The organism is Nonomuraea montanisoli (assembly GCF_013363975.1).
GTDB lineage: Bacteria > Actinomycetota > Actinomycetes > Streptosporangiales > Streptosporangiaceae > Nonomuraea > Nonomuraea montanisoli.
The window spans coordinates 430,453-453,709 of the sequence record NZ_JABWGN010000002.1; the positions used below are offsets into that span (position 1 = coordinate 430,453).

Sequence of the window (23,257 nt, forward strand, 5' to 3'; positions counted from 1 at the left end):
AATTGGTAACGATTACTACACCGGGTGTTTGGAACCTCACTCGATGTTCACCGCCGTCAGCCGACCTCGGGCGATGGTCCTGTCGGCGATGTCGCGCAGGATCTCGGGCAGGGGAGCGCCCTCCTTGGCTGGCACCTTCGCCGACAGCGTGTACACCGTGAAGCGGTAGCTCACGCCTCGCGCGCACGGAGGCTGGTAGCCGACCTTCCCACTGGTCACCCGGGCCTGGCTGGAGCCGTCCGGAGGGTTCTCCGCCGCTCCGGGGCCGAGCTCGGTGGTGGTCGCGGGGATGTTGTACAGCACCCACTGCACGGCCGACTCGGACTGCGTGTGGGAGTCGACCACGATCGCGATCGCCTTCGCCTGGGGGAGCGGCTCGCTGGACCAGCGCAGCGGCGGGCTGCCCTGGGTGCCCTCGCACGAGTACTCGCGCGGCAGCGGCTCGCCCTCGCGCAGCTCGGGACTGGAGACGTTGATCTGCGCGATCTCCTTGGCCTCCGACCTGCCCACCAGGAAACTGGCGCCGCAACCCGACAAGGCCAGCATGGCCGTCACCGCTGTCACAGTGACAACGATGGATCCCATGCGTCCAGTCGTGTTACACAGCCCCATGTCGCATGATGCTACGCGGCCATGAGGCGTGCGCCGACCGTTTCGCGAAGGTCGGTGAATGGTAAAGAGACCCAAAGGGGCCAGAAACCCGACATCAAGACCGTGTATCCGCAGGCGAGCACGCGGTGAGGCCGGAGGGGGATCGGGCGGAGATCGCCCGGGGGCGGCGCGGCTTAAGCTGGTTTGCGTGACCGCAACTGGCCCGCTACGGGATCCGGCGCACCGCGTCTCGCCCAAGGCCGTCCGGCTCTGGCTGATGGAGGCGTTGATCGCCTTCGTGCTGCTGGTCGGCGGCTCGTTCCTGGCCGGGAGGTGGGTCGGCGGGAGCGGCTGGCCGTGGGTGCCCGACTGGTTCGCGGCCCGGCCCTGGCTGCTGCCGGTGGCCGTGGGCGTGCTGACGACGCCGTTCCTGCTGGCCGAGCCGTTCGTCCGCTACGCCGTGCACCGCTGGGAGCTGTCCGGGGACGTCGTGTACGCGCGGACCGGGTTCCTGACCAGGGAGTGGGTGTTCGTGCCGGTGAGCCGCATCCAGACGGTCGACAAGGCCCAGGGGTGGCTGGAGCGGGCGCTCGGGCTGGCGACGCTGGAGATCCGCACCGCCTCGCACGCGGGCTCGTCCACCATCAAGGGGCTCGACTACGCGGTGGCGGCGGGGCTGGCCGAGCGGCTGGCCAACCGCGCCGAGCAGCTCAGGGACGACGCCACATGACCCATCCCGCCCAGCCGCCCCAGGATCCCGCGCCGATGGGCCCGCCGCCCGGGGGGCCTGCGCCTGGGGGACCCACGCCCGGCGGGCCGGCGCCGGTGGGCCGTGAGTCGGTCACGCCGTTGCGGCTCAGTCCCAAGGTGCTGCTCATCGACCCCGTGCGGATGCTGCCGTCCCTGTTGCTGCCGCTGGTCGGCGTGCTGTTCGTGGGCGGCTTCTCCGGCCGCTCGTACCTCTGGGCGGCCCTCGGCCTGGTCGGCACCGTCGCGTTCGCCGTGGTCAGGTGGGCCACGCTCACGTACGAGGTGCTGGGCGACCGGCTGGAGATCAGGCGCTCGCTCGTCAGCCGCTCCGTGCGCACCATCCCGCTCGAACGCATCCGCGGCGTCGACGTCTCCACCCCGCCCCTGCACCGGGTCCTCGGCCTGGCCGTCCTCAAGATCGACACCGGGGCGAGCGGCGGCGACGAGGAGGGCAGGCTCGACGGCGTCACGCTCGGGGAGGCCGAGCGGCTGAAGGCCGTCCTGCTGCGCCGGGCCCGCCCCGCCGACGGCGGGGGCGTCCCCGTCCCGGCGGCCGGGCCGCTCGCCGGGGAGGCGCCCGCCGCGCGGCCCTCCGGCCGCACGATCATCGAGGTGCCACGGATGTGGCTGCTGTACGGCCCGCTGTCCGGCGCGTACCTGCTGACCCCGTTCGCGCTGGCCGGCGGCGCCGTCGGGCTGGCGTTCCAGTGGGGCGGCGACTTCGGCTTCGGCCGCGACGCCGCCTGGACGGCCGGCGAATGGCTCTGGCACCACCCGTACCTGCTGCTCGGGGTCGCCGTGCTGCTCGTGCTGGCGATGCCGTTCGCGGGCGGCGCCATGTACGCGGTGTTCAACTGGGACTTCCGGCTCATGGAGCGCGACGGCTACCTCGTGGCCGAGCGGGGGCTGGTCAACCGGCGCAGCGTGTCGCTGGAGTCCAGGCGGGTGCGCGGGTACGAGATCGTCGAAGGGTTCGCGGAGCGCTGGGCCGGAGTCGTACGCGTCTGGGCGATCGTGACCGGACTCGGCGACTCCTCCACCCGCGGCCAGCTCCTGCCGGACGTGCCGCGGCCGGTCGCCTTCCAGGTCACGGCCGACGCCATCGGGCCCTACCGGGCCGGGCTGCGCCCCCACCCGCCCATCGCCCGCAACCGGCGCCTGTTCCGCGCGATCTTCCCGTGGGCGGCGCTCACGGTGCTGGCGGTGCTGGGGGAGGCGGTGACGGGGTCGCCGCTGTGGTGGTTCCTCGCGGTGCCCGCGCTGCTGCTGGCGATCCTGGGCGTGCCGCTGGGGATCGACCGCTACCGCTCGCTGGGCCACGGGTACGACGGGGTACGGCTGGCCGTCCGCTCGGGCTCGCTCCGGCGGTCGCAGGCGGTGGTGGAACGGCGCGCGGTGGTGGGCTGGCGCGTCAGGCAGACGTGGTTCCAGCGGCGGGCCGGGGTGTTCACGCTGATCGCCGGGGTCGGGGCGGGGAAGGGCGGCTACGAGGCCGTGGACGTGTCCCGGGCCCAGGTGGTGGGGTTGCCGGTCGAGGTGACGCCGGACTGGGTGACGCCGTTCCTGCCGGGGGCGGGTTCTGAGGGACGGTCGTCCGCGGTGGCGCGTCCTGAGGAGTCGTCTGTGGGGACGGGGTCTGAGGGGTCGTCCGTGAGGGCGGGATCTGAGGAGCGGCCCTCCGCGGTGGCGCGTCCGGAGGCGAGGCCGCCCGTCGGGGCGGGGGACGCGCCGGGAGGTGGGGACGGCGAGGGCCGGTCTCGGGCGTCCGACGACCGGAGGGCGGCCGGGGGCGGCGCTCCGACCTCCTGACGTGCCGGCGCGGGGGCCGGTCCTGGGGACGCCGTGTCGCAGGCGTCGCCCAGGATGCCGCCCGATCCGTCAGCCCTGGCTCTCCGCAGCCCCGGTTGTCCGCCGGCCCTGACTCAGTCCTGGCGGCGGGCGCCGAACATGATCTCGTCCCAGGTGGGCACCGAGGCGCGGCGTCCCCTCGAACCCTTGCGCGCCTGCCGGGCCGCCGGCGCGGGCGGCGGCGAGGGCACCGGCACGGGCGACCCGTCCTTGCCACGCTTGCCCCGGTCGCTGCGGGGGTCGGGCTTGGGCTCGTCCTTCGGGCCGGTTGCCTTGGGCTCGTCGTCCTTGGGCTCGTCGTCCTTGGCCGTGTCGGTCTCGGTTGTGTCGGTCTTGGTCGTGTCGGTCTTGGGCGTGTCCTCGTGGGCGGCGTCGTTCACCTGAGCCGTCTCCTCCTTCTGGGGGGATGGCTGTGGGGTGGGCGCCGGCTTCGGCTTGGGTACGGGCGCCTTCGAGTCCTCCGCGGACGCTGACGTCGTCTCACCGGTCGTGGCGGTGGGCGTCTCGGCGGCAGGCTCGGTGACAGGCGCGCTGCCGGATGCGGTGGCCGGGGGTGCCTCAGGAGGCGTGGTGGCGGCCTGGGGCTCCTCGGTGGTCGTGGTGGCGGGCGGGCTGGGCTCCGCGGTGTCGTCGGTTGCCGTCTGGGCGGCGGGCGTCTCGGCGCCGGGCTCGGTGGCGGGCGCGTCGGGCGTCTCGGCGACCGGTGCTTCGGCGGGCTCGGCGGCCGGAGTCTCTGCAGGCGTCTCAGCGGTGGCCGGAGTCTCCGTAGGAGGCTCAGCGGTCGCGATGGCCGGAGTCTCCGTCGGCGTCTCAGCGGTCGAAGTGGCCTGGGCGGCCGGAGGCACGTCGGCGGTCGGGGTGGCCGGGGGTGCCTCAGGAGGCGTGGTGGCGGCCTGGGGCTCCTCGGTGGTCGTGGTGGCGGGCGGGCTGGGCTCCGTGGCGTCGTCGGTTGCCGTCTGGGCGGCGGGCGTCTCGGCGCCGGGCTCCGCGGCCGACTCATCGGTGGACTCGGCCGTGGACGCGGCCGACTCATCGGTGGGCTGGGTCGCACCTGTCTCGACGGGCTGCGGCGCGGCACCGGCAGCAGCATCGGCAGAGGCGTCGGCTGCGGTGGCGGTCGCGGCCTCCTCCGCGGTGCTCGGTGCGGCTTCGGACTGCGTGGTCTCAGCAGGCGGGGCGGCCTCAGGCTGCGCGGCCTCACCCGGCTGGATCTCGGCCTGCGCGGCGTGACCCGGCTGAGCCTCGGCCTGCGTGGCCTCGATGGGCGCCGTGGCCGGTGACGTCTCGGCGGGGGCAGGCGCCGCCTCCGAAGGCGCCTCCGTTCCGGTCGAGGCGGCGGCCGGGGCAGCGGTCTCGGGCGAGGCCGGAACATCGGCCCCCACGGGAGCCTGCTCCGTGACTGCCCCGGACGAGGTCTCCCCGGCAACGGCCTCACCGGAGGACTGCCCGGCAACGGCGTCAGCGGAGGACTGCCCCGCAACGGCGTCAGTGGAGGGCTGTCCGGCAACGGCCTCGCCGGAGGTCTGTCCAGGAGCAGCCTCGGCGGAGATCTGTGCAGGAACGGCCTCGGCGGAGGCGGGGCCGGGAACGGCCGCCGACGGGGACTCGGGCGTCCTGCCCGTGTCGGACGGCTGCGGCGTGACCGGCAGGAACGCCGGGGTCGGCTGGCTGGACGGCGTGCCGGGGAACGCGTCGGCGGGACGCTGCTGGGCCGCGTCCGCGGGACGCGGCGCGGAGGTGTCCGCGGGACGCGGCTCGCGGGCGTCGGCGGGACGCTGCTGGGGCGCCTCCGCGGGACGCGGCTCGGGGGCGTCCATGGGCCGCTGCTGGGATGTGTCCGCGGGAGGGGGCTCAGAGGCGTCCGCGGGACGCTGCTGGAACGGGTCCGCGGGACGCTGCTGGGACGGGTGCGTGGCGGGCGCGTAGTACGCCTCGGCCTCGTGCCCCGTGCCGCGGTCGCTCGTACGGCCGGCCCCGAAGTCCGGCAGCCACGCCGGAGCGCCGCCACGGCGGGAGGCGTCACCGGGACGGGACTGCGCACCCCCACGGTCGCCCCCGCGGTCGCCCGCTGCGCCGGCGCCCGGAACACCGTGTTCCGCGCCCCCGTGGTCCCCGGAGTCGGCGGCGCCCGAGGCGGACGCGCCAGGGGACGAGGCCGGGGGACGGTCGAAGCCGTACTCGCCCGCCGGACGTGCGTAGATGCCCTCCGCGCCGCGCGGCGGAGAGGGGAAGCCCACGGCGGGTTCCTCGGGCTCCGGGTCGCGCCGCGGCACCGAGGGGAACGGCACCGGGTCGGAGGAGGCCAGCGGCGGCACCGGCTGCAGCTTGGCCACCCGCGGCGTGAACGGCGTGACCGTGGTGTCCTCGACCGGAGGACTCGGGTCGAAGTCGGCCGACGACAGCCGCAGCGCCTCGTCGTCGTGGGGGGTCACGTGGCGGCGGCGCGGGTCGAAGAGCCATTCGGCGTGACGCGTGTGACCGTTCCAGACGTAGCCGAGCTTGACGCGCCAGAGGCCGTCGTCGCGCTTGGCGGAGTCCCAGTCGATCTCGTCGGTGGGCACGCCCCGGCGGGTGAGCCGCTCGGCGACCAGCTCGCCGAGCGTGGGGCCGGACGAGGACTCGCCCGGCATGCGGACCGCGACGCGCTGCGCCTGCTGGGCGACGTACTCGCGCTCCTGGAGCACCGGTCCCTCGAACCAGCGGACGCGTTCGACCGGGATGCCGGCGGTCGCGGCGATCTCCTCCGCGGTCTCTCCGGCGCGGATGCGCGCCTGGATCTCCTTGGGGCGCAACGGACTCTCCACTTCGATCTCGTACTGGCCGAGACGGGAGAAGTTGCCGCGGACGGCAGCACGGAGCCGGTCGTCCACGGGAAGTGTGAAGCGGGTGCCTCGCCCGGCAGTCGCCAGCACGAGATAGGTGCCGTCCTCACTTACCGCGACGAGTCGGAGCTCCTGCATGCGAGTCCCTTCGTCAGCGTGCTCATTCTTCCCCCGGACCCTTGAGTCTCTCGCGTGTGCCGGTTGCCTGCCAGCACCGTACCCGGCATGTCCGAACATCGCCTTCCTGGGAGAGCCCCCGGACGATGTGACGCCGGTCACATTTGTCGTTTCCATCCTTTTCAGAGCCCGCCGGTCCGGAGAGTCCTCGACGGATTCTGGCGAATGGCGGCCGTTCCCGCCGTCCACTTCGGCCAAGAGGTCGGAGTGAACGGCCGAGTGGAGGGATGGAGCTCCGGGTCTGGGAGGTCGCTGGAGCGGGAGGCGCGGTCGTGGGGGCGCGGGTTCCGGATGGCGGCGGCGGCCTCCTCGGGGCTCGTCGCGACGGGGACGCCGGAGCGGTCGAGCCGCCGCACGGCCGTGTCGAGCGCCGCCGACCCCGTGGTGGGCGTGCCCGACCCAGTGGTACGCGTGCCAGAGCCCGTGGCGGGTGACGTCGAACCGGTGGTACGCGATCCCGGGCCGGGGTGCGGGGGTGTGGCGGTGACGCCGAGGACGGCGACGGCGGGTTCGCGGGCATGCCTGCGCACCCAGTCCAGCCCGGCGATCGTGTCCGAGAGACTGCCGGTCGCGCCGCAGCCCAGCACCCGCACCGACGCGATCCCGGCCCGCGGAGCGACCCCGTGCTCGCGCCCCGCGACCAGGCGCGCCGCGCGCGTGCCGTGACCGGTGCAGTCGTCGCCGGTGCCGCCCGTGGCGTCGAACGCGCGCCAGGCCCGGTCCCCGAACTCCGCCCGGTCCACCTCCAGACCGCTGTCCACCAGGTAGACCGTCACACCGGCGCCGCCCGCGGAGGCGTCCCGCGCGGCGTTCCCCGGCGTGGCGTCCCCGTCCGGGAGCGGCCAGGTCGGCACGTCCGGCTCGACGGCCCGTACGCGCGGGTCGGCGCGCAGCTCGCCGACTTCAGAGGCGGTCAGCCATGTCGCGAACCCCGGCAGCGCCGCCGTGTAGTACCGCCGCACCCGCCAGCGCACCTCGCCGACGAGGTCCCGCGCGGCGGCCCGGTCCCGCGCCGTCACGAGGTACGGCCGGGCGTTGTCGGCCACGACGGGGCGGGCGGCCACTCCGGAGGCGGGCGTCATCGCGGGGGACGCGACCGTGGCCGCGGCTGTCGCCACGGCCGCGGCCACGTACACGAACCTCACACGGAACGCGGACCTGACAGAGAACGCCGACCTGACACGGAACGCGGGCCGGACACGCAGGACGGGCCGGACACGGAAGAGGGAGCCACGCGTGCACGTCAGGGGGACACGCGGGTCGACGCGCTCGAAGCGCGGGCCGGATCGTCGGGGCACGAGCCCTGAGGGTGCCTGTCACGCACGTCACAGGAACAACAGGACACGCGCTCGCGTCTATTCACGAGGAAGCTCTTTACCTAACGCATGACGAGAGAGAGGACTGATCCGAGGCATGGGCGGCGAGCAGCGGAAATTCGAGCTGAGCGTGCCGCAGATAGGGGGAAGCGCCCTCGCGTCGGTGACGGCCGCGGTGGCGGCGTCCTACCTGGGGGTCGCGGGAACGGTGATCGGCGCCGCCGTGGTCAGCGTGGCCAGCACGGTCGGCACAGCCGTCTACACGCACTATCTCAAGCAGACGGGTGATCAGGTCGTCCGGCGCACGACGATCGTCCGGCGCCGCCAGGAGGGGGAAGGCGAGGAGCGGGAAGGCGAGGAGCGGGAGGACGCGCAGCAGGGGGCGCTCGCCACAGCCGTTCACGCCACAGCCGTTCACGCGACGGCCGCCGAGGTCGGAGCGGAGGACGCGACCGTGGTGATGCCGCCCGTCGCCGCCTCCATCACGCTCTCCTCGACCACGCCCGCCTCCGCCGCGCCCCCGTCCCCTGCCGAGGCGACCGCGCCGCTCCCCGCTCAGCCCCCTGCCGAGGCGACCGCGCCAATCCCGGCTCAGGTCCCAGCCGAGGCGACCGCGCCGCTGCCGGCGCAGCCCGGCCCCGGTGCCGCTTCGCCCCCCATGTCCCCCCGCAGCCCCCTGCGGCGCGGGCCCGCCTGGGGGAAGGTGGCCGTCGCCGCGGGCCTGGTGTTCGGGGTGAGCATGGGGAGCATCCTCGCCTACCAGGGCCTCAACCACACGACGGTCCACGAGCGGCTCACCGGCCAGGTGCCCGCCGCCAAGCAGAAGATCGCGCCGGTACGCCGGGACGACTCCCCCCGCGACCCCGCCCCGCGGGCCAGCGCGCCCGTCCCCACCCGGGACCACCTCACCGCCACGGCCGAGCCCGGCACGCCCAGCCCGAGCCCCACGCCCACGCCGTCGCGCACCCGAACCACGAGCACCGCCACGGCCACGCCCACCCCCGCCCCGACGGGCACGCGCACCCAGACCGGCCCGGCCCGTCCGACCGAGTCCGCCACGAGCGCGCCGCCGGAGGAGCCCACCGAGCCGGACGTGGTCGAGGAGCCGCGGCCCGACACCGACGAGGTCCAGCCGCAGTGAGGGCCAGGGGCGGTGCTGATCAGCCGCAGTGAGGGTCAGGCGCCGAGGACCTGGTCCAGGTAGTCGTTGGCGAACAGCCGGTCCGGGTCGAGCCGGTCGCGCAGCGCCACGAAGTCCGCGAAGCGCGGATAGACACCCTTCAGGTACGCGGCGTCCCGCGTGTGCAGCTTGCCCCAGTGCGGCCGCCCGCCCAGCCGGACCATGATCTCCTCGACGCCCTCGAAGTACGCCGGGTGCGGGGTGGGCCGGTACATGTGGCAGGCGATGTATCCCGTCGCCCGCCCGTACGCGGTGGACAGCCAAGCGTCGCTCGGCGGCGACACGCGCACCTCCACCGGGAAGGTGATCTTCCAGTCCATCCGCTCGACCAGGTCACGCGTCTCGCGCAGGGCCTGGGCGAGGTGCTCGCGCGGCACGGCGTACTCCATCTCCAGGAACCGCACGTCGCGCCGGGAGGTGAAGACCCGGTAGGAGGCGTCGACCGCCTCGGAGTCGCCGAGCGCCGCCGCGCTGACGGCGTTGATGCGCGGGATGAGCGAGGGGAAGCGGGCGCCGGTCGCGCAGGCGGCGCCGAAGAGGGTGTTCTCCAGCAGGACGTTGTCCAGCCAGTGCTTGAACGCGCCGGGCGGGCTGGCCGGCCCCGGGTCGCGGTTGTTGGTCTTGACCAGGCAGGCGTCGGTGTGCGGCAGCCAGAAGAAGTCGAGGTGCTCGTTTTCGGCGGTGACCTGGTCGAGCGTGTCCAGGATGCCGGTCAGGGTGGCCCGGCGGCGCCGGTTGCGCAGCAGGAACGCCGGCTCGACCCGGAACGTCACGGCGGTCAGCACGCCGAGCGCCCCGAGCCCGACCCGGGCGGCGTCGAACAGGTCGTCACCGGGGACGGCCGTGGTGAGGGAGCCGTCGGCGAGCACCAGCTCCAGCTCGGTGACCTGGTCGGCGAGTCCGCCGCTGTCGCGGCCCGTGCCGTGGGTGCCGGTCTGGATGGCGCCGGCGACGGTCTGCTCGGTGATGTCGCCCATGTTGGCCAGGGCCAGGCCGCGCTCGTGCAGCAGCTCGTTGAGCAGCTTGAGCGGCGTGCCGGCGAGCGCGGTGACGCGGTCGCCGTCGAAGGAGCGCACGCCGGTGAGCGCCGTGGGCCGGAGCAGCAGGCCGTCGGTGAGGGCCACCCCGGTGAAGGAGTGGCCCGTTCCGACCATGCGGACGCGCCGCCCGGCCGCGGCGGCGTCGCGCACCGCGCGCGCGACCTCGTCCGCCGAGGCGGGCGTGCGCACCTCGTGAGGGGTGACCGACTGGTTACGGGCCCAGTTCGTGAAGATCATGGACGCCCCTTCGAGGCTCGTTCCGTCAAACGTGAACGATACTCAGTTTTCCCAGCCCTCAGGAAGGGGGAAGGCGTCGCCGGGCTGGAGGTTCTGCCGCTTCACGATGTCGGACACCGTGACCAGGTGGTAGCCCTTGCCCTGCAGCGTCTTGATGAGCGACGGCATGGCGTCCACGGTCTGCTTCACCCAGTCGTGCATGAGGATGATGCCGTCCTGCTCGGCCACCGCGAGCGTCTGCTTCTTGATGGCGTCGACGTCCTTGGTGTCCCAGTCGCGGGAGCCGGCCGTCCAGATGATGATCGGCATGCCGAACTCGGCGGCGACGTCGGACACCTGGATGTCGACCAGCCCGTACGGCGGGCGCAGCAGCTTGGGCTCGACGCCCGCGGCCTTCTTCACGGCGTCCTGCGTCTTCTGGATCTCGTTCCGGATGGCCGCCGGTTCGAGCTTGGTGAAGTCAGGATGCGTGTAGCTGTGGTTGCCGACCTCGTGGCCTTCCTTGACCATGCGCTTGACGTAGGCCGGGCGGGCCTTCACGTACTGGCCCTCCAGGAAGAACGTCGCCTTGGCGTCGTACTTCTTGAGCGTGTCGAGGAGCGTGCCCGCGTACTTGCCGGGACCGTCGTCGAAGGTCAGCGCGAGGCACTTGACCTGCTCGCAGTCCACCGGCGTCTTCTTCGCGGCGGCCGCGGGCTTGGGGGCCGGGGTGGGGGTCGGGGTCTGGGCCAGCGCGGGTCCCGGTGTCAGGGCGACCGTGACAATCGCGATGGCCAGAAGTGATTTCGTTTGTCGGGACATAACAAATGCATCCAATGTGAAGGGTGTTGCGAGGGATGTCCCGACGTTATCCGATCACCTCTCGACGGGTGAAGCCGCTTCCGGAAGTCTCAGCAAACCCGAACCTGCCGCGCCCACGAGCGCGGCGAAGAGCGCGGCGGCCAGAGCGAACAGGTACGCGTGGGACGCGCCGACCGATTCGGTGAGCCGGCCGCCCGCCCACGCGCCGAGCGCCACCCCGAACCCGATGGAGGTGGAGATCCAGGCCATCCCCTCCGTGAGCAGGGACGGCGGCACCAGCCGCTCGGTCAGCGAGAAGCCGGTGATGAGCGTCGGCGAGATCGCGAGCCCGGCCAGGAAGAGGAAGCCCGCCATGACCCACGGGGCGCCGACGAACGTCAGCGGCGTCAGCCCCGCCACGAACACCGCGAGCGCCCTCAGGAAACGCCCGCGCAGCGAGATCCTCCAGTGCCGCGACCCGAACCACAGGCCCGACACCATCGACCCGCCCGCGAACGCCGCCAGCAGGAACCCGGCGGCGCCCTTCACGCCGTGCTCCTCGGCGAACGCGACCGTGATCAGGTCCACCGAGCCGAACACCGAGCCGAGCCCCAGGTAGACGCAGGCCAGCAGGGCGACGCCGGGGATGAGGATGGGCGTGCCGCCGCCGCCCCGGACGGTCTGGACGGGCGGCTGCGTCCCCCGCTGCCCCGCCAGCGCCAGCGACCCGCCGAGCATGCACACCAGCGCCACCGTCAGCCCCGCGAACGGGTTGATCTCGGTGGCGAGGACGGTGACCAGCGCCGGACCCGTGACGAAGATCACCTCATCGGCCACGGACTCGAACGCGAACGCCGTGTGCAGCCGCGGCGAGCCGCCGTGCAGGGCCGACCAGCGCGCCCGCACCATCGAGCCGAGCGACAACGAGGTGACCCCGACCAGCAGCGCCGAGGCGTACAGCGTCCACTCGGGCAGGCGCAGACCTGCGCTCAGCATGAGCGCGGCCAGCGCCAGCGCGTTGAGCGAGGCGAACGGGACGATGACCCGGGTCTGGCCGAAGCGGTCCACGAGCCGCCCGCTCAGCGGGGCGGCGACCGCGAAGGAGACGTTGGTGGTGGCGGCCACGGCGCCGGCCGTGGCGTACGACTCGGTGAGCCCCGAGACCAGCAGCACGATGCCGATGCCGAGCATGGACATCGGCATCCGGCCGACGAACCCGGCCAGCACGAACCCCTTGATGCCGGGCCCGTCGAACAACCCCCGGTACGGCCCGACCACCTCATGTCCCCCTATCGCTGCCCGCTCACCTTGTCATGGCTGATGTCCGATCGGCACCGGATTTTCTCGCCGATTCGGCTAACGTGTCCCGGGTGTCCGATCTTCCCCTGCGCTCCACGCTTCTCGTGGCGGCCACGGTCGCCGTCCTGACGGCGCTCGGCGGGGGAGTGGCCGTGCTGCTCGGCGGCGACCCGCACGACGCCGTGGCCCGCGAGCCCGTACGGCAGGCCCGCCTCGGCGAGCGGCAGCAGGTGCGCCTCGACCAGCTCGTACCCACCACCGCGCCGGTCAGCAGCGACACGGGCCAGGCGACCGGCGGCCCCGGCGTCACCGTGACGCCGCCCAGCATGATCGCCATCGCCCGCGGCGAGGTGCCCAAGCGGACCCGTCTCGCCCTGGCCAAGGTCAAGCACGTGGAGAAGGTCGCCGTCGTGGACGCGGGCGCCGTCCAGGTGTCCGGGACGTCGCTCAACCTGCTCGCCGTGGACCCCGTCGTCTTCCGGTCCTGGACGCCGAAGGTCGTCGCCGCGCACCCGGGCGTCTGGAGCGCCATCGGGCGCGGCGAGATGGTCGCCGACGCCGCCGCCACCCGCCGGCTGGGCCTCGCCCTGGGCGCGGAGTACCAGGTGGACGGCGGACCCCGGCTGCGCGTCGCCGCGTCGGCCACGCTCGGCCTGCGCGGCGTGGACGGCCTGGTGAGCACCGAGCGCGGCCAGGAGCTGCGGATGGCCCGCGGCGTCGCGGTACTGCTGCACGGCAGGGGCGCGATCAGCCGGGCGAGCGTGCGCAGGCTGCTGGGCGCCGGCTCGCAGGTCGTCTCCCTCGTCCCGGAGAAGAGGAGGAAGGCCCGGACCCCCGCGACCGCCCCGACCGCAGGGCCGCCCACGACCGGGCCCGCCACCGGCGGGCGCCCCTCCAGCTACCTGGAGCTGTACAAGCAGTCGGCGACCCGCTGCCCCGGCCTGTCGTGGACGGTGCTGGCGGCCATCGGCCAGGTCGAGAGCTCGCACGGCCGCAACAACGGGCCGTCCAGCGCCGGGGCGCTCGGGCCGATGCAGTTCATGCCCGCCACCTGGAAGGTGTACGGGGTGGACGGCGACGGCGACGGCAAGAGCGACATCTGGAGCCCGTACGACGCGGTGCCCGGAGCCGCCAACTACCTGTGCGCCAACGGCGCCGGCAAGGGCGGCCAGAAGCTGCGCAAGGCGATCTGGTTCTACAACCACTCCTGGGACTACGTGAACAAGGTCATGGGCGTCGCCGAGGGGTACGCCCGCGCCTACGCGTCCTGACCGGCGTCCTGCTCCGCCGGCCTGCCGTGCCGACCGGCGTCCTACCGCGCGGCGGCGGCCGGGCGGACCGGCGGCGGGCAGCAGGTCAGCGGGCACGGCACCGGCTCGGGCTCGTCCATGAGCTCGCGCACCATCCGCACGAACGCGGGATGCGTGCCGGCCGTCGCCGCCCGCTCCATCGGCAGCCCCAGCTCGGCGGCCACCTGCCGGGCCTCCGTGTCGAGGTCGTAGACGACCTCCATGTGGTCGGAGACGAACCCGATCGGCACCACCACCACGGCCGGGGCGTCGATCTTGCGCAGGTGGTCGCACACGTCGGGCTCCAGCCACGGCACCTGCGGCGGGCCGCTGCGCGACTGCCACACCAGGTCCCACGGCTGGGTGCGGCCGAGCGCGCGGCTGACCAGCTCGGCGGAACGGCGCAGTTGCGCCTCGTACAGGCCGCCCTCGGGCCCGGCGGTGCGGGCCATGCTCACCGGGATGCTGTGCGCCGTGAACACCAGCCGCGCGTCGTCGCGGCCCAGCCGGTCGAGGGCCTGGCGGGTGTGGTCGGCCATCGCCTCGACGAACCCCGGGTGGTCGCCGTAGTGACGCATCTTGACCAGCTCGGGGCCGTCGTCCAGCGCGATGCGCGCGATGTCCTCGTAGTACTGCCGGCAGCTCGAGTAGCCGGCGAAGGCCGAGGTGGCGAACACCGCGGCCCGGCGCACACCGTCGTCCCGCATCCGCCGCACCGTGTCCTCGCCGAACGGGTGCCAGTTGCGGTTGCCCCAGTAGACCGGGACGCCCGCGACCGGGCGCAGCGCCTCGACCAGCTCGCGGTTCTGCCGGTTGATCGGGCTGACCCCGCCGAAGCCCAGGTAGTGCTCGGCCACCTCCAGCAACCGCTCGCGCGGCACGCCGCGGCCCCGCACCACGTTCTCCAGGAACGGCATGACGTCGTCGGGACCCTCGGGCCCGCCGAAGGAAAGCACCAGAAGCGCGTCGTAATTCCCCACGTGACAAACCCTATGCCCGAGCGCACTTGGTCCCCCCGCGAGGGAGCGCCGTCGCCTGGACTGAGGAGCGTCGGGAGCGTAGCGACCAGAGCGACGAGGGAAGGCGACGGGTTCAAGCGACCGAGCCGCCTCCGCGAAGCGGAGGCAATGAGACAGGTAGGGTCGGTCGGGTGAGCGCTTTCAACGACATTCGTGACTACGTGGCCATCCCCCGGGTTCTCTCACTGACGCTCTCGCCGGACGGATCCCGGCTCGTCTCCGTCGTCCAGTCGCTCAATCCCGACGGCAAGTCGTACGGCACGGCGCTCTGGGCGGTCCCCGTCGACGGCGAGCCGTACCGCCTGACCCGCTCGTCCAAGGGCGAGAGCGCGGCGGCGTTCACCGACGGGGGCGACGTGCTGTTCACCTCCACCCGTCCCGACCCCACGGTCAAGGACGCCGGCGAGGAGGTGCCGGCGCTGTGGCTGCTGCCGAGCGGGGGCGGCGAGGCGCGGCAGGTGGCCGCGCGGCCCGGCGGCATCGCGTCCTTCCGCACGGCGGCCGACGTCGTGGTGTTCGCCTCCGACGTGCTCGACGGCGAGGAGGCGACCGAGGAGGAGCGTCGTAAGGCGCGCAAGGACGCCGGGATCAGCGCGATCCTGCACGAGGGCTATCCGGTGCGCTACTGGGACCACGACCTCGGCCCCGGCCGCACCCGGCTGTTCACCGGCCGGCTCGGCGCCGACCGGCTGGAGGACGTCCGCGAGCTGACGCCCGACCCGGGCGAGGCGCTGCGCGACGCCGCGTTCGACCTGACGCCCGACGGCGCGACGGTGGTGACGACCTGGCGGGTGTCGCTGCCGCGCGGCGAGTCGCGCACCGAGCTGGTCGCGATCGACGTGGCCACCGGCGAGCGGCGCGTGCTGTTCAGCGACGAGGCTCACGACTTCGGCGGCCCGATCGCGGTCTCGCCCGACGGCACGCGGGTCGCCTGCTCGCGCGACCGGCTCACCGCGCTGGAGGTGTCGGCCCGTTACGAGCTGTGGGTCGGCGACCTGGCCACCGGCGAGGGCCGCGTCCACGCGCCCGACCTGTTCCCGGCGGACGTGGAGTGGACGCCCGACTCCTCGGCCGTCTACCTCGCGGCCGATCACCAGGGCCGCCGCCCCGTCTTCCGCGTCGCGCTGGGCGACGGCTCCGGCGAGACGGTCCGGGTCACCGGCGACGACGCCTCGTACCTCGGGCTGAACGCCTCGGCCGACGGCCGGTTCCTGTACGCGCTGCGCAGCGGCGTCGGCATCGCGCCCGGCCCGGCCCGCGTCGACACGGACCAGGCCGGCGCCGCCGCCGAGATCGCCGACCTGCCGTCGCCCGCGCCCCGACCCGAGGTGCCCGGCACGCTCACCGAGGTCTCCGTCACCGCCGACGACGGCGCGACGATCCGCGGCTGGCTCGCCCTGCCGGAGGGCGCCTCGGCCGCCGACCCCGCGCCGCTGGTGGTGTTCATCCACGGCGGTCCGGTCGCGTCCTGGAACGACTGGCAGTGGCGCTGGCAGTCGTGGATCATGGCCGCGCACGGCTACGCCGTCCTCATGCCCGACCCGTGCCTGTCCACCGGGTACGGCCAGGCCATGATCGACCGCGGCTGGGGCGACTGGGGCCCGCGCACCATGGCCGACCTGGAGGCGATCGTGAACGTCGCCGTGGCCAGGGACGACATCGACGCCGAGCGGACCGCCGCGATGGGCGGCTCCTTCGGCGGCTACATGGCCAACTGGGTCGCCGGCCACACCGACCGCTACAAGGCGATCGTCACCCACGCCTCCCTGTGGAACCTCGACCAGTTCGCCGGCACCACCGACGCCGCGATGTACTGGCAGCGCGAGTTCGGCCCGGCCGGCTCCGAGCGGTACGCCAAGCTGTCGCCCCACCTGTCGCTGGGCGAGATCCGCACCCCCATGCTGGTCATCCACGGCGACAAGGACTACCGGGTGCCGATCGGCGAGGCGTTGCGTCTGTGGTGGGACCTCCAGCGCAGCGAGGTCGAGGCCAAGTTCCTGTACTTCCCCGACGAGAACCACTGGATCCTCAAGCCCGGCAACGTCGTCGCCTGGTACGAGACCGTCCTCGCGTTCCTCGCCCAGCACGTGCTCGGCGAGGAGTGGAAGCGGCCGGAGTCGGTGGCCTGATGAACGCGTTCGCACGGCTGGCCGAGGACATCGCGCGTGAGGCGGGCGACATGCTGCTCGCCAAGCGGCCGACGATGTCCGAGGTCGTCGAGACCAAGTCCAGCCCCACGGACGTGGTCACCACGCTCGACACGGCGTCGGAGCGGCTGATCCGCTCCCGCATCCAGGAGGCCAGGCCCGGTGACCGGGTGCTCGGCGAGGAGGGCGGCGAGGCGGGCGGCGACTCCGGGGTGCGCTGGATCGTCGATCCCATCGACGGCACCGTCAACTTCCTGTACGGCCTGCCGGAGTGGGCGGTGTCGATCGCGGTCGAGGTGGACGGCCAGGTGGTCGCGGGCGTCGTCAACGTGGCGTCGCGCGGCGAGGTGTTCACCGCGGCGCTCGGCGAGGGCGCCTGGCTCGGCGGCCAGCGGCTGCGCTGCAACACCGGCGTGCCGCTGGCGCAGGCGCTGGTCTCGACCGGGTTCGGCTACGACGCCCGGCGGCGCGCCGTCCAGGGGCAGGTGCTGGCCGAGGTGCTGCCGCGGGTGCGCGACGTCCGGCGCGGCGGCTCGTGCGCGGTGGACCTGTGCTCGGTGGCGGCCGGCCGGGTGGACGGCTACTACGAGCGGGGCGTCAACCGCTGGGACTACGCGGCGGCCGGGCTGATCGCGGCCGAGGCGGGGGCGCGGGTGGCGGGCCTGAACGGCAGGCCGGCCTCTCCGGAGCTGCTGCTCTGCGCGGCGCCCGGCCTGTTCGAGGAGCTGCACGACGTGCTCGCGCCGCTCGACCCCGAACGCGACGCCTGACCGGCTGACCGCCTGACAGGCTGACCGCCTGACCGCCTGACCGGCTGACCGGCTGACCGGGCCACGTGGACACGCGAACGGCCGGGACCCGGAAGGGCCCCGGCCGTTTCACGCGTGGTCAGCAGGGCAAGGGAATGCCGTGATCGTCCGCCAGGCGGCGCAGGTCCTCGATCTCGGCGGTGAGGGTGTCGGCGAGGTAGTCGTCGCCGGCGGTGCGGGCCTCCCGGAGGCCCTGATAAGCCTGGTCGAGGCGGCGTTCGATCGTGGTGGTGAACTCGCCCATCTCACCTACTTTCTGCGGGGTTGGAGCTTCCCGGAGGAGAAGCGGCACCCATGACGGGCCGTGCCCCTCATGGCACGGCGATGGGTGTCCCGCAGGCATACCCAGGCCCCTCGCAGTCCGAAACATGAATTCTCGGAGACGGGTCGCGGCAGGTTGGCGGCGCATGCCTTACCGTGCGCTTATCGAAGGCGTGTGCAGAATGAGTGGCGAGAATCGGAGAGAGGTGCACGGGCGTGCGAGTGCTGGTGGTTGAGGACGAGCGGGTGCTCGCCGACGCGATCGCGACCGGCCTGCGGCGCGAGGCCATGGCGGTCGACGTCGCCTACGACGGCGGCGGCGCGCTGGAGCGCACGTCCTACATCGACTACGACGTGATCGTCCTGGACCGGGACCTGCCGGTCGTCCACGGTGACGAGGTGTGCCGCCGCCTGGTGGAGCAGCGCTCGGCCTCGCGGATCCTCATGCTGACCGCCTCGGGCGACGTGGACGACAAGGTGGAGGGGCTCGGCCTCGGGGCCGACGACTACCTCGCCAAGCCGTTCGTGTTCATCGAGCTGGTCGCCCGGGTGCGCGCGCTCGGCCGCCGCTCGGCCCCGGCGCTGCCGCCGGTGCTGGAGCGGGCCGGGATCCGCCTCGACCCGGGCAAGCGGCTGGTGGAGCGCGACGGCAGGGAGATCACGCTCACGAAGAAGGAGTTCGCGGTCCTGGAGGAGCTGCTGCGCGCCGAGGGCGCGGTCGTCAGCCAGGAGGATCTGCTGGACAAGGCATGGGACGAGAACATCGACCCGTTCACCAACGTGGTGCGGGTCACCATGATGACGCTGCGCAAGAAGCTGGGCGACCCGCAGGTGATCGAGACGGTCCCCGGGGTCGGGTACAAGCTGTGACCCGCGCCTTCACGGGCGGGGCCCGGCGAAGGGGGCGGAGTGACCGAGAGGAATGAGCGGCGCGAGACGGCGGTGCCGACGCACCCCATGATCAGCCCGCATTCGGAGCGCAAGGCCACCCGGGCGCACGAGGCGCCGCCGCCGAGCGGCCCGCCGACCTGGGACGGCCCGCCGCCGCCCGAGTACGTGCCGGCCCAGCGCTCGGCGCGCGACCGGGTGATGGACCTGCCCGGCAAGGTCAGCATCCGCTGGCGGCTCACCCTGACCTACAGCGCGCTGTTCCTCGTGGCGGCCGGCGTGCTGCTGTTCTCCATCTACGCGATCGTCGGGCGGGCGATCGACGACGCGTGGCTGGAGCTGGACCTGAGCGGCGTCGACCCGATCGACGCGGCGATCACCCAGCGGCGGTGGAGCATCGCCCAGCAGCAGGCCGTGCACGCCGCGCGCGACGCCCTGCTGAGCAGCTCCGTCCTCGCCCTGGTGGGGGTGGGCATCCTCGCCCTCATCCTCGGCTACTTCGTCGCCGACCGGGCGCTGCGTCCCGTGACGCAGATGACCGCCACGGCCCGCAAGCTGTCCGAGAGCAACCTCTCCCACCAGCGCATCGACCTGGAGGGCCCCGCCGACGAGCTGAAGGAGCTGGCCGACACCTTCGACGCCATGCTCACCCGGCTCAACGTCGCCTTCGACACCCAGCGCCGCTTCGTGGCCAACGCCTCCCACGAGCTGCGCACGCCGCTGACCATCAACCGGACGGTGCTGGAGATCGCCCTGTCCGACCCGGAGGCGTCGCAGGACCTCAAGGCGCTGGGCCGCACGCTGTTGGAGGTCAACGCCCGCAACGAGAAGCTCATCGAGGGCCTGCTGCTGCTGGCGCGCAGCGAGCGGGAGCTGGCGGTGCGCAAGCCGCTGGACGTCCAGGACGTGGCCAGGACCGCCGTCGATCAGGTGACGCCGTTCGCCGAGGAGGCGGGGGTCACGATCACCACCGAGCTGGTCGGCGCGCCCACCGTGGGCGATCCGGTGCTCCTGGAACGCTCCGTCAGCAACCTGCTGGAGAACGCCGTCAAATACAACGTTCCCGAGAACGGAAAAGTCTGGATTCGGACGGGAATGGTGGACGGGGCCTTGGTTGTTCAGGTGGCCAACACCGGACAGCATGTCCCGGCGTACGAGGTGAACAGCCTGTTCGAGCCGTTCAGAAGGCTCCACGCGGACCGCGTGGACTCCGCCAAGGGAGCGGGTCTGGGGCTGTCCATCGTGCGCGCCGTGGTGCAGGCTCATGGCGGAAATGTGACCGCGGTACCGCGAGAGGGCGGAGGACTTGTGGTGACCATTCGGCTTCCGAGTCGCTGATCCGGCGTGTTGGTCGGGTGGGGGCGTCTCGTTCTTGCCGCACATGTGGTTGGATGTGCCGTCGAACACGGTGGTGCGCGACGCCAGGCTGTGCGTTTGGCCATATTTGGCTAACCATTGCCGATGGCAGAGGGCCCTGGCGTGTTGGGAGGTTCAGTGTTCGTTCAACCGGGGTACCGATGCAAAATCTCCCCGCCGGAGCGGGCACAAGACGCACCTGCCAGACGTTAGAAGACGCGCGATCGCGCGACGACATATGGATGAGGGGGATGGAGTAGCACCATGGCTACCGACTACGACAGCCCGCGCAAGACAGACGACGACCTCGGTGAGGACAGCCTGCAGGAACTGCAGGCCAGGCGCACCGACAAGTCGTCCGGCAGCATCGACATCGACGAGACCGACCTCGCCGAGTCGCTGGAGCTGCCCGGCGCCGACCTGTCCAACGAGGAGCTCAGCCTGCGGGTGATCCCGCGCCAGGCCGACGAGTTCACCTGCTCGCGCTGCTTCCTCGTGCACCACCGCAGCCAGCTGGCCTCCGAGAAGAACGGCCAGCAGGTCTGCCGGGAGTGCGCGGCCTGACCAAGGAGCGAAAGAGCTCGCCCCACGGCGGCATGGAACGCCGCCGCACGGGCAACGAGCTGTCGCGACCATAGGACGGAGGCTTCCGCGTGGCCCGACCGGACAGGCACGAGCAAAACGGCGACGAGCAGCACGGCAACGAGCACGGCGACGAGCCGTACGACGGCGACCACCGGGACCGGCAGGACACGGACCCACGGCCGGACAACGAGCTCGCCGGCACCGACACGGAGGTCGGCGAGCTCGTCGGCAGGCTCACCGAGCCCGCCGAGCTGGAGCCGGCCGAGCGGCGCAGGCTGCTCGGCCGACTGGCGCGCACGATCGGCGCCGGCGGCAGGAAGGCGCGGGCCGAGGGCGTGGGCCGCGGCCGCTTCCTGGCCGACCTGTTCCTCAACATCGCTCCCCGCATCCCCATCCGCGACCTCCACACCCTCTCCGAGCACCACCACGGTCTGACCGGCGAGCAGCTCGCCGACGACCTCATCCGCACCGCCCAGAAGGCCACCATGACGGTCGGCGCCATCGGCGGGGCGCTCGCCGCGGCCGAGTTCGCCGCGCCGCCCCTCCTGCTGTCGGCCCCCGCCCAGCTCGTGGCCGAGACCATCGTCGTGGCCGCCATCGAGGTCAAGCTGCTGGCCGAGCTGCACGAGGTCTACGGCGTGCGGGTCGAGGGCACCGGCACCCAGCGCGCCATCGCGTTCACCGCCGCCTGGTCCAAGCAGCGCGGGATCGACCCCCTCGCCCCCGCGTCCGTCACCCTGGCGCTCGGCGCGGCCACCAAGACCGCCCTGCGCAACCGCCTCATGCGCACGCTCGGCCGCCACCTGACCACGCTCGGGCCGTTCCTCACCGGCGCCGTCGCCGGGGGCGCGCTCAACCGGGCGGCCACCAAGAAGCTCGGCGAGGCCATCCGCACGGACCTGCGCGGCAAGCTGCCCCCGCCCCCCGAACGCGGCAAGCTCGGCCGCTAGCCGGCCGCCACGCGCCCGGCCCCCTCCGCCGCCGCCCGAAACCCCTCCGCCGTCCGGTACGACGGCAAATGCCCTATGTGTGTGATATGTGCCATTCGCGTTTGTTTTCGCAGGTCCTGGGCAGGGTGTGTACGCGCCGTTCCGTATGCCTGCGCATGCTCCCCGAGCGCGAGGGGCGGTGATCCGGCGAACCAGGCTCGGAGGCGGGCGCCGGGAGCCGTGTGTGGCGGCTCTCGCGAGGTGAGCCTAGGAGGACTTGGGTGAGTGGCCGTAGCTCGTTCCTGATCGTCGCCAACCGGTTGCCGGTGGACCGCACGATCGAGCCCGACGGAACGGCCTCATGGCGCAGGAGCCCCGGCGGGCTCGTCACCGCCATCGCGCCGGTCATGCAGCGCCGCCACGGCGCCTGGCTCGGGTGGCACGGCGCCCCCGACGAGACGCTGGAGCCGCTGGAGCAGGACGGCATGAGCCTGATCCCGGTGCCGCTGTCGGCCCGCGAGGTCGAGCTCTACTACGAGGGTTTCTCCAACGCCACCCTGTGGCCGCTCTACCACGACGTGGTCGCGCCGCCCGTCTTCCACCGGAAGATGTGGGAGGCCTACCGCGCCGTCAACGAGCGCTTCGCCGCCGCGGCGGCCGAGGTCGCCGACGAGGGCGCCGTCGTCTGGGTGCAGGACTACCAGCTCCAGCTCGTGCCCGCCATGCTCCGCAAGCTCCGGCCCGACCTGCGCATCGGCTTCTTCCTGCACATCCCGTTCCCGCCCGTGGAGCTGTTCTGGCGGCTGCCCTGGCGCAAGGACCTCGTCGAGGGCCTGCTCGGGGCCGACCTCGTGGGCTTCCAGCTCCCCGGCGGCGCGGCCAACTTCCGCCGGCTGTGCCGCCGCCTGCTCGGCCTGCCGTACAAGGGGAACGAGATCTTCCTGGAGGACCGGGTCGTCACCACCCAGGCGTTCCCCATCTCCGTGGACTTCGGCGAGCTCGACTCGCTGGTGCGCGAGCCGCACATCATCCAGCGCGCCAAGGAGATCCGCGCCGAGCTGGGCGACCCCGAGCACATGCTGCTCGGCGTGGACCGGCTCGACTACACCAAGGGCATCGGGCAGCGCCTGGAGGCGTTCGGCGAGCTGCTCGAAGAGGGGACGCTCGCGCCGAACGAGGCGGTGTTCGTGCAGATCGCCACGCCCAGCCGGGAGCGGGTCGAGGAGTACAAGCGGCTGCGCGACGACATCGAGCTCCAGGTGGGCCGCATCAACGGCGAGCACGCGATGCTCGGTCTGCAGCCCGTCCAGTACTTCCACCAGTCGTACGGCCGCGAGGAGCTGGCCGCGCTCTACCTGGCGGCCGACGTCATGGTCGTCACGCCCCTGCGCGACGGCATGAACCTGGTCGCCAAGGAGTACGTCTCCTGCCACCAGGACCTGCACGGCGCGCTGGTGCTCAGCGAGTTCACCGGGGCGGCCGACGAGCTGCGCCAGGCGTACCTGGTCAACCCGTACGACATCGAGGACGTCAAGCGTCAGATGGTCGCCGCCATGCGGGCCACGCCGCACGAGCTGGCCCGGCGGATGCGCACGATGCGCCGCCGGGTCGCCACCTACGACGTGGACCGCTGGGCGAGCGAGTTCCTCACAGCTCTCGAGCAGCCTGCTTCACCGACCGCCACGCCTCATAGCGCTTCTTGGCAGTCCGATTGACCACGATCTGGGCCACGGACATGCCGACGCCCATGAGCACCGCGTAGCCGATCGCCTCACCCAGGCTGACCTCGGGGGAGTCCGGGTCGACGGGCGGCTCCTTGCCGGTCGTCTTCACCCAGACGAACCCGAGGGCCTTGCGCGCCACCCACGCGGTCGCCAGTCCCACCAGCCCGCCGATCACCCGCCAGGCCAGGTCCGGCTTCTCATCTGCCATAC

At 72.9% G+C, this 23,257-nt stretch carries 20 protein-coding genes; 11 read left to right on the forward strand and 9 right to left on the reverse strand.

Features of this window, described 5'->3' with window-relative positions:
- Nucleotides 1-36: 36 nt before the first annotated feature.
- Complete coding sequence (locus HTZ77_RS05470; protein ID WP_205302093.1) at nt 37-564, reverse strand: YbhB/YbcL family Raf kinase inhibitor-like protein; 528 nt, start codon at nt 562-564, stop codon at nt 37-39.
- Nucleotides 565-799: 235 nt separating this feature from the next.
- On the opposite strand from HTZ77_RS05470, the gene HTZ77_RS05475 reads away from it, so the two are divergent.
- Together HTZ77_RS05475 and HTZ77_RS05480 are read left to right on the forward strand one after the other, a co-directional pair.
- Nucleotides 800-1,321 carry a PH domain-containing protein gene (locus HTZ77_RS05475; protein WP_328808428.1) on the forward strand — a complete coding sequence of 174 codons (522 nt, stop codon included), beginning with the start codon at nt 800-802 and terminating at the stop codon, nt 1,319-1,321.
- A gap of 119 nt (nt 1,322-1,440) precedes the next feature.
- Nucleotides 1,441-3,150 carry a PH domain-containing protein gene (locus HTZ77_RS05480; RefSeq protein WP_235994331.1) on the forward strand — a complete coding sequence of 570 codons (1,710 nt, stop codon included), beginning with the start codon at nt 1,441-1,443 and terminating at the stop codon, nt 3,148-3,150.
- Nucleotides 3,151-3,263: 113 nt separating this feature from the next.
- On the opposite strand, the gene sepH is transcribed toward HTZ77_RS05480, so the two are convergent.
- Complete coding sequence (sepH, locus tag HTZ77_RS45835) at nt 3,264-6,149, reverse strand: septation protein SepH (RefSeq protein WP_235994332.1); 2,886 nt, start codon at nt 6,147-6,149, stop codon at nt 3,264-3,266.
- A 161-nt stretch (nt 6,150-6,310) separates the two neighbouring features.
- On the reverse strand, nt 6,311-7,333 hold the full coding sequence (locus tag HTZ77_RS05490; protein WP_175588310.1) for a protease inhibitor I9 family protein: 1,023 nt from the start codon (nt 7,331-7,333) through the stop codon (nt 6,311-6,313).
- Between the two features lie 268 nt (nt 7,334-7,601).
- Here HTZ77_RS05490 and HTZ77_RS05495 point away from each other — a divergent pair, with 268 nt between their 5' ends.
- Complete coding sequence (locus tag HTZ77_RS05495; RefSeq protein ID WP_175588311.1) at nt 7,602-8,645, forward strand: hypothetical protein; 1,044 nt, start codon at nt 7,602-7,604, stop codon at nt 8,643-8,645.
- A gap of 35 nt (nt 8,646-8,680) precedes the next feature.
- Here the strand turns inward: HTZ77_RS05495 and HTZ77_RS05500 are convergent, their stop codons facing one another.
- From HTZ77_RS05500 to HTZ77_RS05510, 3 genes are read right to left on the reverse strand one after another with little or no spacing between them, the layout of a single operon-like run.
- Nucleotides 8,681-9,961, reverse strand: coding sequence for a D-arabinono-1,4-lactone oxidase (locus HTZ77_RS05500; protein WP_175588312.1), 1,281 nt, complete (start codon nt 9,959-9,961; stop codon nt 8,681-8,683).
- Nucleotides 9,962-10,003: 42 nt separating this feature from the next.
- A complete protein-coding gene (locus HTZ77_RS05505; protein ID WP_175588313.1) occupies nt 10,004-10,762 on the reverse strand; it encodes a polysaccharide deacetylase family protein in 759 nt (252 codons plus the stop codon).
- Nucleotides 10,763-10,816: 54 nt separating this feature from the next.
- Nucleotides 10,817-12,019, reverse strand: a complete 1,203-nt coding sequence (locus HTZ77_RS05510) for an MFS transporter (RefSeq protein WP_175588314.1) — start codon at nt 12,017-12,019, stop codon at nt 10,817-10,819.
- A gap of 92 nt (nt 12,020-12,111) precedes the next feature.
- Here HTZ77_RS05510 and HTZ77_RS05515 point away from each other — a divergent pair, with 92 nt between their 5' ends.
- Nucleotides 12,112-13,311, forward strand: coding sequence for a lytic transglycosylase domain-containing protein (locus HTZ77_RS05515; RefSeq protein ID WP_175588315.1), 1,200 nt, complete (start codon nt 12,112-12,114; stop codon nt 13,309-13,311).
- A gap of 41 nt (nt 13,312-13,352) precedes the next feature.
- Here HTZ77_RS05515 and HTZ77_RS05520 read toward each other — a convergent pair whose 3' ends face one another.
- Nucleotides 13,353-14,309: a ferrochelatase gene (locus HTZ77_RS05520; RefSeq protein ID WP_175588316.1), complete on the reverse strand. Its 957-nt coding sequence runs from the start codon at nt 14,307-14,309 to the stop codon at nt 13,353-13,355.
- Between the two features lie 170 nt (nt 14,310-14,479).
- On the opposite strand from HTZ77_RS05520, the gene HTZ77_RS05525 reads away from it, so the two are divergent.
- Together HTZ77_RS05525 and HTZ77_RS05530 are read left to right on the forward strand one after the other, a co-directional pair.
- Nucleotides 14,480-16,477 (forward strand): S9 family peptidase, encoded by a 1,998-nt coding sequence (locus HTZ77_RS05525; RefSeq protein ID WP_328808429.1) that lies wholly within the window; start codon nt 14,480-14,482, stop codon nt 16,475-16,477.
- Nucleotides 16,477-17,265, forward strand: coding sequence for an inositol monophosphatase family protein (locus HTZ77_RS05530; protein WP_175588317.1), 789 nt, complete (start codon nt 16,477-16,479; stop codon nt 17,263-17,265). The genes HTZ77_RS05525 and HTZ77_RS05530 overlap by 1 nt, the downstream gene beginning before the upstream one ends.
- Before the next feature lie 118 nt (nt 17,266-17,383).
- Here HTZ77_RS05530 and HTZ77_RS05535 read toward each other — a convergent pair whose 3' ends face one another.
- The gene (locus HTZ77_RS05535; protein ID WP_175588318.1) at nt 17,384-17,548 is read right to left on the reverse strand and encodes a hypothetical protein; all 165 of its coding nucleotides are present in this window, start codon (nt 17,546-17,548) and stop codon (nt 17,384-17,386) included.
- A gap of 233 nt (nt 17,549-17,781) precedes the next feature.
- Here HTZ77_RS05535 and HTZ77_RS05540 point away from each other — a divergent pair, with 233 nt between their 5' ends.
- The 5 genes from HTZ77_RS05540 (at nt 17,782) to HTZ77_RS05560 (ending at nt 23,038) form a co-directional block, all read left to right on the forward strand.
- Nucleotides 17,782-18,435, forward strand: coding sequence for a response regulator transcription factor (locus HTZ77_RS05540; protein WP_175588319.1), 654 nt, complete (start codon nt 17,782-17,784; stop codon nt 18,433-18,435).
- 39 nt (nt 18,436-18,474) lie between these two features.
- Nucleotides 18,475-19,791 carry a sensor histidine kinase gene (locus HTZ77_RS05545; RefSeq protein ID WP_328808430.1) on the forward strand — a complete coding sequence of 439 codons (1,317 nt, stop codon included), beginning with the start codon at nt 18,475-18,477 and terminating at the stop codon, nt 19,789-19,791.
- Between the two features lie 282 nt (nt 19,792-20,073).
- Nucleotides 20,074-20,373: a DUF4193 domain-containing protein gene (locus tag HTZ77_RS05550; RefSeq protein WP_020542847.1), complete on the forward strand. Its 300-nt coding sequence runs from the start codon at nt 20,074-20,076 to the stop codon at nt 20,371-20,373.
- Nucleotides 20,374-20,462: 89 nt separating this feature from the next.
- Nucleotides 20,463-21,344, forward strand: coding sequence for a hypothetical protein (locus tag HTZ77_RS05555; RefSeq protein WP_328808431.1), 882 nt, complete (start codon nt 20,463-20,465; stop codon nt 21,342-21,344).
- Between the two features lie 260 nt (nt 21,345-21,604).
- Complete coding sequence (locus HTZ77_RS05560) at nt 21,605-23,038, forward strand: alpha,alpha-trehalose-phosphate synthase (UDP-forming) (RefSeq protein ID WP_175588320.1); 1,434 nt, start codon at nt 21,605-21,607, stop codon at nt 23,036-23,038.
- Here the strand turns inward: HTZ77_RS05560 and HTZ77_RS05565 are convergent.
- On the reverse strand, nt 22,971-23,255 hold the full coding sequence (locus HTZ77_RS05565) for a DUF4235 domain-containing protein (RefSeq protein ID WP_175588321.1): 285 nt from the start codon (nt 23,253-23,255) through the stop codon (nt 22,971-22,973). The two genes, HTZ77_RS05560 and HTZ77_RS05565, sit on opposite strands and share 68 nt — an antisense overlap.
- Between the last annotated feature and the right edge of the window lie 2 nt (nt 23,256-23,257).

Bases quoted from the DNA above. Each gene is read 5' to 3' on its own strand.
- HTZ77_RS05550 (WP_020542847.1), top strand. From the start codon at position 20,074: ATGGCTACCGACTACGACAGCCCGCGCAAGACAGACGACGACCTCGGT.
- sepH (WP_235994332.1), bottom strand. From the start codon at position 6,149: ATGCAGGAGCTCCGACTCGTCGCGGTAAGTGAGGACGGCACCTATCTC.
- HTZ77_RS05505 (WP_175588313.1), bottom strand. From the start codon at position 10,762: ATGTCCCGACAAACGAAATCACTTCTGGCCATCGCGATTGTCACGGTC.
- HTZ77_RS05535 (WP_175588318.1), bottom strand. From the start codon at position 17,548: ATGGGCGAGTTCACCACCACGATCGAACGCCGCCTCGACCAGGCTTAT.
- HTZ77_RS05495 (WP_175588311.1), top strand. From the start codon at position 7,602: ATGGGCGGCGAGCAGCGGAAATTCGAGCTGAGCGTGCCGCAGATAGGG.
- HTZ77_RS05565 (WP_175588321.1), bottom strand. From the start codon at position 23,255: ATGGCAGATGAGAAGCCGGACCTGGCCTGGCGGGTGATCGGCGGGCTG.
- HTZ77_RS05500 (WP_175588312.1), bottom strand. From the start codon at position 9,961: ATGATCTTCACGAACTGGGCCCGTAACCAGTCGGTCACCCCTCACGAG.
- HTZ77_RS05530 (WP_175588317.1), top strand. From the start codon at position 16,477: ATGAACGCGTTCGCACGGCTGGCCGAGGACATCGCGCGTGAGGCGGGC.